The 15,555-nt window shown below is 35.5% G+C and carries 17 protein-coding genes; 2 read left to right on the top strand and 15 right to left on the bottom strand.

Annotation, left to right across the window (positions count from 1 at the left end; translation table 11 throughout):
• Positions 1-51: 51 nt before the first annotated feature.
• From CACET_RS14240 to CACET_RS14270, 7 genes are all read right to left on the bottom strand, one after another.
• Positions 52-1,041 carry a helix-turn-helix transcriptional regulator gene (locus CACET_RS14240; protein ID WP_044824901.1) on the bottom strand — a complete coding sequence of 330 codons (990 nt, stop codon included), beginning with the start codon at positions 1,039-1,041 and terminating at the stop codon, positions 52-54.
• Between the two features lie 302 nt (positions 1,042-1,343).
• Entirely contained in the window at positions 1,344-2,003 is a 660-nt protein-coding gene (gene queC, locus CACET_RS14245) for a 7-cyano-7-deazaguanine synthase QueC (RefSeq protein WP_044824902.1), read from the bottom strand.
• A 69-nt stretch (positions 2,004-2,072) separates the two neighbouring features.
• On the bottom strand, positions 2,073-2,705 hold the full coding sequence (locus tag CACET_RS14250; RefSeq protein ID WP_048407545.1) for a 7-carboxy-7-deazaguanine synthase QueE: 633 nt from the start codon (positions 2,703-2,705) through the stop codon (positions 2,073-2,075).
• Complete coding sequence (gene queD, locus CACET_RS14255) at positions 2,692-3,084, bottom strand: 6-carboxytetrahydropterin synthase QueD (RefSeq protein WP_242846928.1); 393 nt, start codon at positions 3,082-3,084, stop codon at positions 2,692-2,694. The genes CACET_RS14250 and queD overlap by 14 nt, the downstream gene beginning before the upstream one ends.
• Entirely contained in the window at positions 3,077-3,856 is a 780-nt protein-coding gene (locus CACET_RS14260) for an acyl-CoA dehydratase activase (protein WP_044824904.1), read from the bottom strand. Before CACET_RS14260 ends, queD begins: the two co-directional genes overlap by 8 nt.
• Positions 3,857-3,860: 4 nt before the next feature.
• Positions 3,861-4,856 (bottom strand): 2-hydroxyacyl-CoA dehydratase family protein, encoded by a 996-nt coding sequence (locus CACET_RS14265; RefSeq protein ID WP_044824905.1) that lies wholly within the window; start codon positions 4,854-4,856, stop codon positions 3,861-3,863.
• Positions 4,857-5,229: 373 nt separating this feature from the next.
• The gene (locus tag CACET_RS14270; protein ID WP_044824906.1) at positions 5,230-6,312 is read right to left on the bottom strand and encodes an endospore germination permease; all 1,083 of its coding nucleotides are present in this window, start codon (positions 6,310-6,312) and stop codon (positions 5,230-5,232) included.
• A 101-nt stretch (positions 6,313-6,413) separates the two neighbouring features.
• On the opposite strand from CACET_RS14270, the gene CACET_RS14275 reads away from it, so the two are divergent.
• Together CACET_RS14275 and CACET_RS14280 are read left to right on the top strand one after the other, a co-directional pair.
• On the top strand, positions 6,414-7,841 hold the full coding sequence (locus CACET_RS14275; protein WP_242846929.1) for a spore germination protein: 1,428 nt from the start codon (positions 6,414-6,416) through the stop codon (positions 7,839-7,841).
• Positions 7,841-8,959 carry a Ger(x)C family spore germination protein gene (locus tag CACET_RS14280; protein ID WP_044824907.1) on the top strand — a complete coding sequence of 373 codons (1,119 nt, stop codon included), beginning with the start codon at positions 7,841-7,843 and terminating at the stop codon, positions 8,957-8,959. Before CACET_RS14275 ends, CACET_RS14280 begins: the two co-directional genes overlap by 1 nt.
• Positions 8,960-9,060: 101 nt before the next feature.
• Here CACET_RS14280 and CACET_RS21160 read toward each other — a convergent pair whose 3' ends face one another.
• The 8 genes from CACET_RS21160 to CACET_RS14315 form a co-directional block, all read right to left on the bottom strand.
• The gene (locus CACET_RS21160; RefSeq protein ID WP_278287081.1) at positions 9,061-9,186 is read right to left on the bottom strand and encodes a hypothetical protein; all 126 of its coding nucleotides are present in this window, start codon (positions 9,184-9,186) and stop codon (positions 9,061-9,063) included.
• A 17-nt stretch (positions 9,187-9,203) separates the two neighbouring features.
• Positions 9,204-9,536, bottom strand: a complete 333-nt coding sequence (locus CACET_RS14285; protein WP_044824908.1) for an ArsR/SmtB family transcription factor — start codon at positions 9,534-9,536, stop codon at positions 9,204-9,206.
• 33 nt (positions 9,537-9,569) lie between these two features.
• Positions 9,570-10,577 carry an ATP-binding cassette domain-containing protein gene (locus tag CACET_RS14290; protein WP_044824909.1) on the bottom strand — a complete coding sequence of 336 codons (1,008 nt, stop codon included), beginning with the start codon at positions 10,575-10,577 and terminating at the stop codon, positions 9,570-9,572.
• 67 nt (positions 10,578-10,644) lie between these two features.
• On the bottom strand, positions 10,645-11,331 hold the full coding sequence (locus CACET_RS14295; protein WP_044824910.1) for a GTP-binding protein: 687 nt from the start codon (positions 11,329-11,331) through the stop codon (positions 10,645-10,647).
• The gene (locus tag CACET_RS14300; protein ID WP_158386079.1) at positions 11,328-12,311 is read right to left on the bottom strand and encodes an ABC transporter substrate-binding protein; all 984 of its coding nucleotides are present in this window, start codon (positions 12,309-12,311) and stop codon (positions 11,328-11,330) included. The genes CACET_RS14295 and CACET_RS14300 overlap by 4 nt, the downstream gene beginning before the upstream one ends.
• A 33-nt stretch (positions 12,312-12,344) precedes the next feature.
• On the bottom strand, positions 12,345-13,364 hold the full coding sequence (locus CACET_RS14305) for a FecCD family ABC transporter permease (RefSeq protein ID WP_044824912.1): 1,020 nt from the start codon (positions 13,362-13,364) through the stop codon (positions 12,345-12,347).
• 15 nt (positions 13,365-13,379) lie between these two features.
• On the bottom strand, positions 13,380-14,372 hold the full coding sequence (locus CACET_RS14310) for an ABC transporter substrate-binding protein (protein ID WP_044824913.1): 993 nt from the start codon (positions 14,370-14,372) through the stop codon (positions 13,380-13,382).
• Complete coding sequence (locus tag CACET_RS14315; protein ID WP_052661431.1) at positions 14,369-15,199, bottom strand: ABC transporter ATP-binding protein; 831 nt, start codon at positions 15,197-15,199, stop codon at positions 14,369-14,371. The genes CACET_RS14310 and CACET_RS14315 overlap by 4 nt, the downstream gene beginning before the upstream one ends.
• Positions 15,200-15,555: the final 356 nt, after the last annotated feature.

A 15,555-nucleotide genomic window follows, 5' to 3' on the forward strand; every position in this document is an offset into this window, starting at 1 on the left:
GAATTAAGGAACAGAGAAGCTATTTCTTCACTGTTCCTAAGACAGATATTTTTATAAACTTTTACTGTATTCCGATGGGTTCATACCATATTTTTTTCTAAATTTTTCTGCAAAATGGCTGGCATCACTATACCCCACTGAAAGCGCTGTATCCATAACACTCAGCTTTTTATCCTCCATTAAAAAACGTGCTCGTTCTAATCTTTTATCAATAACATAGGCATGAACAGGCATACCAAACAATTCCTTGAATCCTGTTTTAAGCTTATATTCATTAAGATATACCAATCTTGCCAGCTTTCCTATGGTTGGTGGTGCTGTGATGCTTTCATCAAGAATCCTTTTGGCTTGATGAAGTGACTTTATATCAGATGAAGAGAGGTTGGATGAAGGATATAGATCTCCGTTTTCAAAGATAGATTCATTCATATAAACAGCAATCAATTCTAATATTTTCCCTTCAAGATATATTTTTTTTACCTGATCTCGATAAGGACAATGAATCATCTCATTTAGGATCAGCTTAATGTTAGCTGAAAATTTTCTCTTATAAAAGGAATAGTTTCTATAGTATCCTTCAAGGTGTTTTTTTCCCATATGATGAACAATACTTGTTATCATTTCAGGCTCCAACTGTATACCAAGACCACAAAACCGCTGTCCTGGATTATAGCTGCATATACTGTTTCCCTGGTTTCCATTGAAAATATAGCTTTCGCCGCACTTTAGCTCATACTCTTTTTTGTCCTCTTCTATTCTCCACTGAAGGGCTTCCCCTAAACAAAATGCAAGATAATAAGCAGGGTCACCTTGTCTTTCTCCCATGGTAATACCTTTGTAAAAAGTCATATCGGATATTTTTACTTCCATTGAAGGTTTGACAATAATTCTACGATAATAGCCTTTTCCCATTTCTTCAGGCATTTGCATTTCTTTTTGAAAGGAATCAGTTGTGTAGATACTGTTCAGCATGGCACATACAGGACAGTTTTTGTTTTTTGTATTAAAAACTTTATGTTTTTCAGATGCATTTTCTATCATCAACAAGAGCCTCCTAACAACATGATATTGATTATCACTATCATGTTAAGCAAAGTATATACCATTTTTAACCATTTTGCAATAATAAAATTAAGCATGCTCCTGTTAGCATCGTTTTTTTGCAAAAAAGAGAGTTGCCACTCGAGTGACGACTCTTTTACTCTAATAACTGGAAATTAAATGTATACCCTCATTTTATCTCAAGTAATGTCTTAGCAGGAAACGTTATTCTGTATAACTATATTCCAGAAGCCAAGAATATTCTCGGCCTCTTTGTATTGGTCTAACCTTTTTTTGTTCTGTTATTTATACACAATAGGATCTTCTAATTTTGCCTCTTCAAAACCCTTTAACCTTAACACACAGCTATCGCACACCCTACAAGCTTCTTCTTCTCCGTTATAACAACTGGTGGTTAAATGATAGGGAGCACCCAGCTGATGACCCAGTTCAATGGTTTCTGCTTTGCTTAGATGAATCAGGGGTGTTATAATTTTTATAGATTTTCCTTCAACACCTGCTGCTGTTCCAACATCCACTACTTTTTGAAAGGCTTCAATAAATTCTGGTCTACAATCAGGGTAGCCACTATAGTCTACTGCACTGACACCTATCACAATCGCCTCTGCTCCTATGACTTCTGCATAACCTAATGCATAACTTAAAAACAAAATATTCCTGGCTGGTACATAGGTAATAGGGATCTGGTGATCTCCTTTATAGGCTGGCACATCGATTGACATATCCGTCAGGGCACTACCTCCTACATTCTCCATAGAAATAATTTTATGTCCTTCTGCTCCATAGTAGTCAGCAATTTTTTTAGCTAGTGCTAGTTCTCTTTTATGCCTTTGGTTGTAATCAAAGGAAATTGGATATAGCTCATAGCCTTCATTTTTGGCAACCGCCATACAGGTTGTGCTATCTAAGCCTCCTGACAATAGTACTACTGCTTTTTTCATAAAGTTTCCTCCCCTAGTTTAGCCTATTTAATCATTAACCTCAAAGTTCACACTTTCATGATTATTATCTTAAACCCCTCTTTCTTCTGGGTCCCATAGTATTTTGTGAAGCTGTAATTGAAAACGTGCATCTATACCGTCCTCCAGCATCCACTGAACTATTTTTTTAGGATCAACCCTATTATAAATAGGCGAAAAAGTAATGATCCCTTGTTCATAATGTTGTCTTAAAAGATCCTTTGCCCACAAGTAATCTTGATGATCTCCTATGACGATTTTTATTTCATCATTTTCACGAAGATATTTAAAGTTACTTAAACAATTGTTTTCTGCCTCACCAGAGGAAGGGGTTTTTATATCCATGGTGAATCGGTGCTTCTCTCCAAGAGGAAATAGACGAATATCCACTGACCCATTTGTCTCAATATTTATTTCGTACTCCTTCAAGGCTGTTAAAAGTGTCTTTATTTCCTGCTGCAACAGAGGTTCTCCCCCCGTCAAACAAACTCTTTTATAACCATAAGAGGTTACTTTTTCAAGGACTTCCTCCATCGTCATTTCTTCCCCGTCTTCATAAGAATAGCTGGTATCGCAATAAAGACATCGCAGATTGCAGCCGGATAATCTAAGAAATACAGTAGGATAACCTGTAGAAATCCCCTCTCCTTGTATACTTAAAAATATCTCATTAACTTTCAACATCATATTGCTCCTTTTCTAAGGTAGCAAAACTTGTTGGCGTTTCCCATAAAACTATTTTTTGAAGCCAGTAACGCTCTTTTTTTAGCAAACCTTCTAATTTATTAAAGATCCATACGATCATGTTTTCACAGGTGGGATTGAAATCTAAAACTTCATTTAAATAACGATGATCTAAAGGTTTGATGACTTCTTTTTTTACGATTGCTTTTAACTCACTAAAATCTATCACCATCCCACAATCATCGGTCTTTCCCCGAACTGTAATCTCCAACTTATAGGTATGTCCATGCAAGTATTTACAGTCACCATCATAGTTTTCTAAGTGGTGAGCACTGTCAAAGGTAAAAGTTTTGGTTACGTCGATCAGTTTATTATACATGTCTTTCCTTCCTTTCTTTTATCATGCCTAAATAGCCACACCCTATTGCTCCATTTAGCTGGGGATACTGAGGAAGAAGGACTTCACCAAAATCCTCCTTCAAATAATGTATCATGGCATCATTCTGTGCTACCCCGCCGGTTAACACAAGGGTCTTGCTCCTTAATTTTTTCATTTGAGGTTTTATTCTCTGATAAAGAGAGTAATTAATCCCTGCTGCAAGCTCTGATATACCATGACCAATTGCAATCTGTCCGATCAATTCCGATTCCCCAAAAACAGCACAGGTGGTGTTTAAATGTACTGGATTTTTATAATGTTTTTTCAGCTCTTCCAAAGATATTTCTATAAGTGTTGCCATGTTTTCTAAGTATCTTCCACTAGAAGCAGCACACTTATCGTTTAAAATCATATCCACCATAATGCCATTTTCTACTTTTATCACTTTAAAATCCTGACCACCAATATCTAATAAGGTAAAATCCTTCAAGCCCGTCTGATAGATGCTGCCATAGACATGGGCCTTTAATTCATTGATAACTAAAGCATCTGCTACTTGAATATTGTTTCTACCATAACCAGTGCTGATGATTTTATCTGGCTGATGAAAACCTACGGAGGCAAGATCAATCTCTACTTTTCCATCTATCGTCATGCAATGATCTCTATAAAATTTCATTGTACTGATAATCTCACTTTTCAGTATTTTTTCATCCTCAAAAAGCACCATTTTCACTGAACGACTTCCTATATCTATGCCTAATATCCTCATTATTTCACTCCTTTAAATCCTTTAGCATATCAAGAAAGGATTCTATCCTTAATTTTGTACGGGCATCTGCCTTTCCTGGCAAATCCCCTTCAATCGTTAATATAGGAAGATCCAGCTCCTTTTTTATAACAATATCTTCAATACCTCGATGACAAAAGCTTTGGGTATAGTGAATCATTCCATCCAATTTTCTTTCTATGATGGCTGTCTTTATATCTCTTAAACGAGTTTGTAAATCATAAGGATAGGTAAAGTTTAAATACATCTGATGGATATCCACATCTACATTATTCTCCGCCATAGTAAAGGCTTTTTGCACTTCATTATAGACAACCCTGCCTTGGTTGTTTTCTATCAGTGTATAGAGATCCTCCACAATTGGAGGAACGCCAATATAACCTAGTCTAACCTCTTTATCCTCAAAGGGAGTTCTTTTTTCTATACTGCCAATCACCTTCTCAAGGTCTACTAAAAACTGCTGTGGGTCACCATTAAAATCACTACAGGAAACCTGCCATAAATGATTTTCAAAACCCGTTGCTTTATTATATTTCCAGGTTAATTCATCTAAATATTTTACTCGTTGACGTATGGGATATAGCTTTCTTTTAATCTCCTCTACTGCTTCTATATTAACCTGAAAATGCCTCATTAAACCATCAACTGCCTGCAGCATTTCTTCATATTGACGTTTTTGTGGGAAACCAAAAGAAATTACATCAATGCCTTTTGATTGCCATACTTCAATGAGGGATTTTGTATTAGAACAATCCCCTTCAGTTACACCAATAATAGTGTCTATCTCTTCAGCTATAGCAGTAGCATATAGCCCCTTAATCCATGCACAAATATTTCTAGGAAAACCATCTATTTCTGCGGCTTCTATTAGGTCCAATGCCTTACCACTGGTAACGAAAATATTATTTAAGTCTACAGGTCTTACCCCTGCTGCCAGCAGTATTTCTACCGGCACTGTTGTCGTCAATCCTACCCTTTTCATCTTAATCTCCCTTTCAGCAAAAACTATCTCACATAAGCCTTTATTCTGGAATTTTAATAACCTAAATGTACAATTTGACTCTTCATTAGGCAATTGAGAATGTAAATATAATTCTTAGTCTACTTAAATTCATAAATATATATTAACAATAGACAAAATATTTAAACAAATGGAAAAAGGCCACCTAAAATAGGCAGCCTCAATAAACATATACAAAAAATAACCGGTACAAAAAAAGAAGTAATTCTTTAGTTTTGTGCCTTAGTTTTGTTTAGGGACAGGAGGCTTTCGAACTGTCCACTAATAATTTATCATAATGGCGTGATAAATACAAGGGTTCACTTTTCTATTGTTGTGTAAAATAAAGATAGTATCAACCCTTGCTATCCACAGTTTGCTTTTTAAAACTATAGATAATGAAAATAACAAAAGGTATAATAATGAAGTTTATTAGAGCGATATAGGTATAGTAATTTAAAAATCTAAACAATACAAATAGATTGTTTCCTGCAAGATAAGCACCAATCCCTACAGCTCCACTGATCATTATAATCATATATTTATGTCTCAGTTTAAGGGCTGATAAGACTTTTATCAAGGCATAAAAAGTGACGATATAGCGAATATACCACCCTCCTACGATTTGAAGCATGACATAAAGTTCTCCCGCCTCTATAAACCTGAGTTTGCTTATCATTTGTGTCTGCAATAATTTTGGATAAGGAATTGAATTCACTCGAGTAATTTCAAAGGTCATTAAGGTGCCTGTAATAGATACAATCAACATCTGTATCACAAAAAGCATCCCCAATGTTGCATGTAAAAATAATTTTCTTTTATCTTTAATTTCTGTTAAATAGGGGAATATTATTGTTAAACTTCCATAAAGCCCTAATGTCTGTAGAATGGATAAAAGAAAACCTGTTGTAATCCCCTCACGAAAAATAGGAAATAATAATCTGGAATCTTTGTATTCGGAGGTTAACATCCCTAGATTAATTCCAGCAAGGTTAATCAATGTGATACCTATCAGTGTAATGGTTACAATGGATACGATGTCTCGTGAAGCACTATAGGCTGCTGGAATAACAAAGAATAAAATAAAAAACCACACCGGAGTTTCCAACAACATATTAGTATGCATGGAACTGGCTTCTACAGCTGCTGATTCTACTAGGGTGATAAAAAGTGTAACAGCAAATAAAAATAGAAGTAGATTTCCTGCCTTGTGACCAAGGGCTTGACGGTATATGCTAATAAAATCATAGTTATTGCTCTTTTCACAAACCTTCAAAAAAAACATAAGGTACAGCAATATCATTATGGAAGAAATAATCACTGCAATCCAGCTTTCTCGACCCCCATTGATGGTAAAAACCTTTGGATATGTTTTTTGTGATACAATCGTAACCGCAAGTATAAGAAAAGCAAAGTGTTTTGTATTAAATTTATTCATAAAAACAACCTTTCTCTTTGAAGTAAATGGTTGGTAAATATTTAATGAGTATTTCCAGTTAGTGTAACATTATTCAATATATACGGATAAGGATGAGTTGAGTGAGTAAAAAAAGAATATTTTTTAAAAAATATGAGGAAAATCTCGAAACCATCAAAGAAGAATTGAAAAATAGTTATGATGTCAATTATCGAAAAATAAATACAGAAAAAGGTCCTATTACTATTATCTATATCAGCAACATTTGCGATAAAAATTTCATCAGTAATTTCATTATAAATCCCCTAATAACCTATGAGGATATCCCAGAGGATGTAGAGAGAATACGAAATGACTTTATTGTTGCAGATGATACTGGCTTAGTCTGTAATATTAACGAGGCAATCCAATTGATTTTATCTGGTAATGCTGTGGTGTTATTTAGTTTTATCGATGAAATCATCTACTGTACAGTGGAGGAATATAGTTCTAGATCTATCGAAGAACCCCCCACAGAGACAGTTATTAAAGGTCCTCGAGAGGGTTTTAATGAAAACCTTTCTGATAATATTTCTCTGATCAGGCGTCGTGTCTGTAACCCTAAGCTTAAATTTGAAAAACTGATCCTAGGAGAGCAAAGTAATACTTCTGTGGTTTTAGCTTATATAGAAGACCAAGCCCCTGCACAAGTAGTGGATTTTGTTAGAAAGCGTCTAAAAAAGATAAGCATAAAATTTTTACTGGAATCTAAGGCTTTAGACGAATCTCTACAGGAAAAACGAACCGTCTTTGATACCTTAGGCTATACAGAAAAACCAGATATCGTTGCTTCAAAACTGGCAGAAGGCAGGGTAGCCATTTTTCAAAATAATACTCCCTTTGTTGTAACCGCTCCTCACTTCTTTGTTGAATATTTTGATGTAGGTGATGATTACTATTTAAACAAATACACTCAAAATTTCTTTAAAGTTGTTCGATGGGTAGCCTTCTTTGTCGCTCTATTACTACCGGGGCTATATATCTCCTTAATTACTTATCATTTTAAGCTCATACCTTATATCTTTGCTTTTCGGATGGCCATTACCAGATCTGGGGTGCCTTTCCCTGTCATTGTAGAGATTATAGTAATGATGTTCTTTTTTCAGATATTGCGGGAGGCTGGTATTCGATTGCCTCAACCCATCGGTTCTGCCCTTAGTATCGTAGGAGCATTGATTCTAGGGGACGCTGCCATTGGAGCTGGTCTAGCCTCTGAAATTACAGTGCTTATTATTGCTCTATCATCGATTTCATTGTTCTTAGTTCCAAAGATGTATGGATCTGTTGTTCTATGGTCCAATTTTATTTTATTGATGGCGGCATTTTTAGGGCTGCCGGGATTTTATACAGGCTTTATCTTGTTTTGGTCCCATGTATCAGATTTAACCACCTGCGGTTATCCCTACTTATATCCAATGGGAACCTTTAAAAATTTTAATTTTCAAGATTTTATTTTAAGAGATGACTTAAAAGATATTTCTAAAAACATTTTCTATAGGGATGAGAAATAATGAAGATAAAAATTATTGCTTTAATCTTGTTATGCAGTATTTTTTTAACCAGTTGCTTTAACTATATAGATATCAATCGAGTGATTTTTGTTACTGCCTTCATTATTGACGTAGACGAGGAGGGGCGTCCTACTGTCATCGCAGAAGCCTTTCACTCCTTCCGCAGCAATGAAACCAATACAGAAAGAGGAAATCGGGTTTTTTATGAAGCCACAGGAGACACTATTTTTGAGGCTCTACGTAAACTTAATACTTACTCCAGTTATAAGCTTAACTACACACAAAATAGGGCCATCATTTTTACCGAAAGGGCAGCGAAATACGGTTTAAAAGAATTCCTTGACTTCCTACAGCGGGATCAGGAGTTCTTAATAAGAACCTTCGTTCTTATTTATACAGGTGATGATCCAAATACTTTGATCCACGCAAAATTGAAGGAAAATGAGTATTTAGGTCTATACTTATATGAAATGCAAGAAAACCCTGCCGCTGCTCCATTAAGAGGGATTCAGCGGTTTAATGCGTATCTTAACAATCGTTTAAAGGGAAGAGGCGTAGACATACTCACTATTTTTGCCTGTGAGACAGACAAAAACATAGGGGAAGACAAGATTAAGATATCTGGTGCTGCTGTTATGGAAAATGATAAATTAGTTGGCACTTTAAGTAGTGAGGAAACAAGAATCTACCACTTTTTAATGAACACCTTAGATGCAGGTTTGATCACGATTCCTCATCCTGTTGATCCAGATAAAAAGGCAGTACTGGAGATATTGAAGAGTAATACTAAAACCTCTATTCATTTAGAAAATAATCAACTTATTTTCAAAAAGTCCATCAATATTCGAACTACCTTTGGAGAAACCCAAGAAGGTATTATCTTAGATTCGAATACTGTCGAAAAACTTCAGCAGGAGGCTGCTTTAAAAATCGAAAATGAAGCAAAGGAGTTATTTAACTTTTATAAAAAAATGAATATTGATTTATTTAATGTTCAATGTTTTTATGAAGTAAAGTATCCACGAATTCTCATACCTAATATTTTACAAGCTACCAATCTGGAAATTGATGTGGATGTAAAAATTGAAGGTAGTACTGATATACTCCACTACCAATAAGTTAGCTCCATAAACTGAATTATTGGTAGTTTAAAAATTCACAGCAGATATCCTTAAATATTTCTCAGGATATCTGCTGCAAGTTTCATACTACTTTTCTATTATTTTTTTTCACAGTCACAAGGATGTTCTTTTTCTTCCTCTCCATGACATTGTTTGATTTGCTTCTCGCTGCACTTTTCCTTTTCAGGCTTTAGTTCAGGATTCTGGCACTTGCATTCACCCATCACTTTTTCCCTCCTTTTTACAACATTTTACAACATTGTTTTTTGCCAACCTTATGCTTCTGACACTTATTTTTTTCTTGAGGCATTCTGGATGCTTCTTTTATGATATCTTCTGCGACTTTTTTGAGGATTTCTCTGTCTACCACATAATGAGTAAAATATCCTCTTTTCTCCCCTTTAACAACCCCCGCTTTTCTCAATATTTGTAGGTGTTGTGATACAGCAGCTTCAGAAATATTCAGCTGCTTTGCCAAAGCACCTACACAATAGTCGTGCGTTAAAAGAAGTTGAATTACCTTGAATCTTGTTTCATCTGCTAATGCTTTTAGTTTTCCCATAAATTCATCCATTGTGTACACCTCATTTATCTCAGGTTTTATTTATTATATGCTCATATTTAAAATATACCCCTTGCGAAGCATTTCTCGATAATTTAATAAAGTTTTATCTATTTCTTCTAATTTTTTTAGATTACTTTTCTCTACTTCACTGGTTTCAATTACTTTTTGAATACCACCATTCTTAATGACAATTCTCCGATCCCCCATCAATGCTAATATGGGATCATGGGTAGCCATCAGAATAATTTTATCTTTTTTTACTAAAAGATTCAAAGCTTTTTTTCGATCAATACCTGCATTTTCAATTTCATCTATCAATACAATGGGAGAAATACTTAAAAATGCAGTATCTGCTATCATTAATGCTCTGGATTGCCCTCCACTTAAAGAGGTGATCGATGTGTCCTTATGAAAGGATTCTCCCGCTAATCTATTTGCATGGCAGATAATATCTGAAACTTTTTCTTCTATATTATCTACCATTCTGCTTTCCGCATGCAATTTTATAAAATCATATACATTTAAGTCCATTACAAAATTCATGTTCTGGGATAATTGTGCTACTAGCTTATGTTCTGCAGAAAACCGCCATTCTGTGGGGGGCACTTGCCCATTAATCAATACTTGTCTTTGGGTAGGTGTATCCCTTTGTGCCATCCACTCAATATCTGCTAAAAGCCTGCTTTTTCCAGACCCAGTAGGTCCTACGATACAGATGATCTCACCAGGCTTCATCTGCAAAGCTAATTCCTCTGTATTTGCAGCTTTGTCTTTTCCTCCTAGAATCGTGATAGACTGAATATCAAGTTGCATTCCTTGTTTTATCTTCTGCATATGATTCATAAAAATATAAAACTGCTGTTCTAATTCTTTTCTATCCACACCTATATCCTCGATTAAAATAGGATCTATATTTTCAATATACTGTCCTATGGTATATTGTTTATTCTCAACCGGAAGTCCCATGGTATAGAAAAAATCCTTTGCATAGGGATACTGATGGAGAATATGATTTATTTTCATCACTTTAAGCATATCGATGTTTTGCATTTTCATCGCTTCCTTCTATATATTAATACAATCTATCATTTTTAATAAGCATTTTTAATAAGATTTATCAGTTTAAAGACATTTTTCGTATGTTACCCATTTGAAAGTCTTTGCCTATTTGCGTTTCTCCTAAACAATAAGAACACAGTGCAGCAGGCATTGAAAATCTGAGTTTTTTCTCTTGAAGTGTAAGTAAGTCTTTCGTGTTTATCAGTAGAGATGCTAGCTCATTTGTTCCCTGCCCTGTAATCCCATTGACATGCATGATGGTACTTCTAGGATTCGCCTGTCTTATTTTAAATGTAAATACCTCTCTTTCCGCCTGAGATACAATATCACCTTTTGTAACTACAACAATGTCAGCCATTTTCAACATGGGACCAATCTTCTTTGGTGTATTGATACCCATAAGGTTGTCAATCACACAGACCGCTGTTACTTCTTTTATATGGGGGGAACAGCGATTGCATAAACCTGCACTTTCACTAATTAATAAATCAAACTGACTTTCTAATCCCCACGCAATACATTCTTCAATATTGCTGACAAAGTAATGATCTGGACACAAATTTCCTGATAACCCCACCTTTACAGGTATTCCCTGAGTTCGATATAATTTATCATCCTCAGTGGTTAAACAGTCAAATTTTACTACACCTATACGAAGCTGTTTTTGCATCAATGCTTTTACAGTTTTTAGAATAACAGCAGTTTTCCCTGTGGAAGGAGGTCCTGAGACCGTGATCAACTTCATAGATCCCTACCCCCAAAGGTCTGCCAAAATACTTTATTTAGATAAGTTTTCATTTCTTCTAAATCATATCCGTGAATAAAGTCCCAACCCAGCCATTTGTAAGAAATATTTTCTGGGAAATGATCTTTTGTTTCCGGATGCATTGAAACAAATCCTACTTCTGCAAACATTCCACCTACAAATTCATTTAGCAAAAACTCCAACATCTCATTGTTTTTCTCCTGGTTGGAGTTTTTGACTAATAAGGTGATAGGATTTACAATAGCCCCGTCCTCAGGCCAAACAATAGAAATATCTTCACTTTCTTTAACAAGTTTGGCAAAAGAATAAGGAACTGCACTTACAGCAGGTACATCACTTTTCTTGCTTCCTGCCATTTTTATCATCTGCGAAGGATGCAAGCTCCATTTTACTGCCCTTCCTAGTTTTTTTATCCCTTCCTCCCCCTCTTCTTTATACATATTTAACAGGATTCCTTCACAAAATTCCATAGGAATCTCCTGACCGCTACGATTGTGTCCTCTAATGGCTACTTTGTTTATGTATTCAGGCTCCAATAAATCTCTCCATCTTTTAGGAACTGGTACTTCTTTGTGAACTGTACGATCTACTAAAAAAACGGTGGGATTAAAGCCAAATATGGTATAATTTTCCTCTGGATCTGATAAACACAATTGCTTCCATAATGGATTTATTTTTGACGGTATCACTGCTTCAAAATGACTGCTTTTATATTTTTCCATAAAGCTTTTATAGAAAAAACCATTAAATCCTGGCGCCATCACCATATCAGGCAACCAGCTAAATTCCTTCATTTCGTTTAACTTCGTAAAAAAAGACAATTCATTATTGGCATTGCTTACTACCGAATACTTGAAAAGATTTTTATTGTTTTCGAATTTCTTCACATGGCTACCTAAGCAAGCTTCAAAAGGAACTTTTAAAGCACATGGCAGCAATCCTAAAAAGTTAACATTCATCATCCAAAATCACCTACTATAAATTATTTTTATTTAACTTAAACTTCGCTTTCTATATAAAAGAAACAGGAAAAAAGGTGCCCCTAAAATTGCTGTAACAATTCCCACGGATAACTCAACAGGTTGAAATATACTTCTTGCAATAGTATCCGATATCACTAGCAATGTCCCTCCTAAGACTGCACTCAGGATAATAGAATATCTGTAATCATTTCCTACCAATAGCCTAGCCAAATGAGGTGCAATCAGTCCTATAAAACCAATGGTGCCTGCTACGCTCACTGCACTTCCTGCCAAAACAGCAGCAATTATAATAACTAGGGTTCTATATACTTTAACTGACAAACCCAAGCTGCTTCCAATTTCTTCCCCTAGATGAAACAGGTTGATCTTAGGACTAATCAAAACAGCCGTCATCAACCCAAAAAGGCTATAGGGCCATAGCATGCTAAAATATCTCCAGTTTCTTCCTGATAAACTTCCTAAAAGCCATGAATAAGTGATCGCCAGTTCGTCGGCATGTAGAAGCATCAAGCCAGAAGTGACAGCACTCAAAAAAGCTGATACTGCCACTCCTGCTAAAACAATTTGAGCTGTTGATGAGGTGCCTGTATGTACAGAAAGTCCATATACTAACAATGCAGCGGTAAGAGCACCAACAAAAGCTCCTATAGGAATCAGATGCATCTGCCCGGGAGCAAAAAGCATCACAATTACTGCAAGTAATCCAGCACCTGCATTCACCCCGATTACATGTGGTGCTGCCAAAGGGTTTCTCAATATTCCTTGTAATAATCCACCTGCTACTGCTAAATTCATACCTACAAGAAAACCAGTCAGTATTCTAGGCAAACGAACATTATAGATAATTTGATTTCCCAGTGAATTATCACTGGTTTTCCACAATGCCCGCCAAATTTCCCCTAACTGGAGATTTATAGTACCAACCATGATACTTACACTAAAAGTTATTACCCCACATGCAATAGCTATACATATAATGATGACACGCCTATGCTGAATTTTTCTAAGTATTGCCTCACTACTTTGCAAGTTGAAACCTCCTTATTAATCAGGACAAATAGCCTTTGCAGTTGTTTTTAGTGCTTCTTCATTAGAAATATTCCCCGGATTTACTTTTGCAGGCAAAATAAATAACTTTCCTTCCTTCACAGCCTTTAATTGCTGCCATTGTGCCTCCTCTTTATAATAGTCTAGGAGGTTTTCTGGTTCTTGTTCCTTACTTCCTGCCGCTCTAATAAGGATGACATCAGGATCTTCTAGTAGAATAGTTTCGATATCAAAATTTACCCACGTAGACTTATCTGATCCTGGTAAACCTTCTGGAACAATATTTTTCATTCCCAACCTCATCAACAGGGCTCCATAAAGCCCAGTAGGCTGTGCTGCTTGTATGCTTTCAACTCCACCCTGCAAAATCAGTGCTGTTTCATAACCATATTCTTTCACTTTATCCTGTAGCTGCACAGATAATTCATCTAATTGCTGTACATAGTCTTCAGCCACCTGTTGTTTACCAAAAAGACTTCCAAAAAGCAAAATACGATCTGTCAGAGGGTCTTCCTCTATACGGTTAGGATCTACGAAAAAAACTGTTGCTCCTGTAGCCTCAAGGTTCTCCAGCACATTTGAGTGCTGTCTGGTATTGGCAATAATAAAGTCTGGTTCCAGCTGATAGATTGCTTCAAGATCAGGGGTTTCCTGATTAGAAACGCTAGGCAATGCTACGCCCTCTGGACGGTTTTTGTACTCCTCTACTTTTCCTATAGGCGTGATGCCAAGTTCAAACAACTCTTCCATATAAGCACGGGTTAAAGCTAATATCCTTGTGGGGTTTTCTGGAAGAAACACTTCCCTACCCAGATGATCTTCTATGACTACTCCTAAGTTCTCTTCCATATCTACTTCTATGCCTTCATCAACATTCTCCTCAATACTACTTTGTTCTTCACCTTTTTGGCAGCCACTCATGAAAATAGACAACACAAGTACTATCAAAAAAAATATGATAATTTTATCCCTACGCCATATTTTTTTCATCCTATTTGCACCCCTTTACATATTTTTTTCTTCACTTGATGATGCTTTTTGTTTTGCACACCTATTGGTACTACAATGGGTCGACAGCAGTGCTTTATTTGGCAGACGTGTGCACAGATGCCGTAAACCTCTCGTAATGCTTTCTCTGTAATCACCTCCTTAGATGTGCCCGCCCCATAAATCTCACCATTCTTCAATAGATAAATATAATCAGAGACTTCTAAGGCATGATTAATATCATGAAAAACTGAAATAACAGTTTTTCCAAACTCATGTTTTAAATTTATAATTGTATTAAGTAAATCCCATTGATGTTTTAAATCCATATAAGTAACCGGCTCATCCAATAAGACAATGGGGGTATCCTGTGCTAGAACCATAGCGATCCAAGCTCGCTGCCGTTCACCCCCAGAAAGCGCCTCCAAAAAACGATGCTGTAAATGACTTAACTTCATATAGTCAATAGCCCAACTAATCTTTTCTCTGTCTTCTTTATTAAAGGACCACCCCATATCATGATAAGGACTTCTTCCCATCGCCACCAGTTCCCATATGCTTATTTGTTTAAGGGATTCCTGCATTTGAGGCAAAAAGGCTATTTTTTGTGCAATTTGTCTGCGACTATAGTCTCTTAATGGTTTGTCTAATAAATATATTTCATTCTTTTTTGTCACCAAGAGTTTAGACAAGCATCGGAGTAAAGTAGACTTTCCAGAACCATTTGGTCCTATTAAAGAAATAACTTCCCCGTGGTCAGCATTAAAATTTATATCCTTCAATATCATTTCTTTCCCATAACTAAAGTTAAGATTTTTCGTTTCCAGCATATTTTTATCCCCCTTCATTTATACTGATCTTAAAATACTTTTTCTTTGAAATATCATCGCCAAGTCATAGAACATGATTTTCATTATCATTTATGTTTTAAAAAAAATATTTGTTTCCTTACACATATTAGGTACTTTAGTTACTTTCACTGCTCAACCGATAATTTATAAATAAATTATAATGATTATTATTATCATTGAATAATCAAAAAAAATAAATACCTTCCTCTGCTTATACAATAAATATATTTAAGGCTTTTTTATCATAATCATCTTCATACACATCTCATACTAAATAAGTAATTACTTAAATGTATTTTATTATACTTAAATAGTTTTGTCAATACCTTCCATAA

The organism is Clostridium aceticum (assembly GCF_001042715.1).
Lineage (GTDB): Bacteria > Bacillota > Clostridia > Peptostreptococcales > Natronincolaceae > Andreesenella > Andreesenella acetica.

What these genes read in the sequence shown, in the direction of transcription:
- CACET_RS14240 (WP_044824901.1), bottom strand. Translation starts at nt 1,041, where the DNA reads ATGATAGAAAATGCATCTGAAAAACATAAAGTTTTTAATACAAAAAAC.
- queC (WP_044824902.1), bottom strand. Translation starts at nt 2,003, where the DNA reads ATGAAAAAAGCAGTAGTACTATTGTCAGGAGGCTTAGATAGCACAACC.
- CACET_RS14250 (WP_048407545.1), bottom strand. Translation starts at nt 2,705, where the DNA reads ATGTTGAAAGTTAATGAGATATTTTTAAGTATACAAGGAGAGGGGATT.
- queD (WP_242846928.1), bottom strand. Translation starts at nt 3,084, where the DNA reads ATGTATAATAAACTGATCGACGTAACCAAAACTTTTACCTTTGACAGT.
- CACET_RS14260 (WP_044824904.1), bottom strand. Translation starts at nt 3,856, where the DNA reads ATGAGGATATTAGGCATAGATATAGGAAGTCGTTCAGTGAAAATGGTG.
- CACET_RS14265 (WP_044824905.1), bottom strand. Translation starts at nt 4,856, where the DNA reads ATGAAAAGGGTAGGATTGACGACAACAGTGCCGGTAGAAATACTGCTG.
- CACET_RS14270 (WP_044824906.1), bottom strand. Translation starts at nt 6,312, where the DNA reads ATGAATAAATTTAATACAAAACACTTTGCTTTTCTTATACTTGCGGTT.
- CACET_RS14280 (WP_044824907.1), top strand. Translation starts at nt 7,841, where the DNA reads ATGAAGATAAAAATTATTGCTTTAATCTTGTTATGCAGTATTTTTTTA.
- CACET_RS21160 (WP_278287081.1), bottom strand. Translation starts at nt 9,186, where the DNA reads ATGGGTGAATGCAAGTGCCAGAATCCTGAACTAAAGCCTGAAAAGGAA.
- CACET_RS14285 (WP_044824908.1), bottom strand. Translation starts at nt 9,536, where the DNA reads ATGGATGAATTTATGGGAAAACTAAAAGCATTAGCAGATGAAACAAGA.
- CACET_RS14290 (WP_044824909.1), bottom strand. Translation starts at nt 10,577, where the DNA reads ATGCAAAACATCGATATGCTTAAAGTGATGAAAATAAATCATATTCTC.
- CACET_RS14295 (WP_044824910.1), bottom strand. Translation starts at nt 11,331, where the DNA reads ATGAAGTTGATCACGGTCTCAGGACCTCCTTCCACAGGGAAAACTGCT.
- CACET_RS14300 (WP_158386079.1), bottom strand. Translation starts at nt 12,311, where the DNA reads ATGAATGTTAACTTTTTAGGATTGCTGCCATGTGCTTTAAAAGTTCCT.
- CACET_RS14310 (WP_044824913.1), bottom strand. Translation starts at nt 14,372, where the DNA reads ATGAAAAAAATATGGCGTAGGGATAAAATTATCATATTTTTTTTGATA.
- CACET_RS14315 (WP_052661431.1), bottom strand. Translation starts at nt 15,199, where the DNA reads ATGCTGGAAACGAAAAATCTTAACTTTAGTTATGGGAAAGAAATGATA.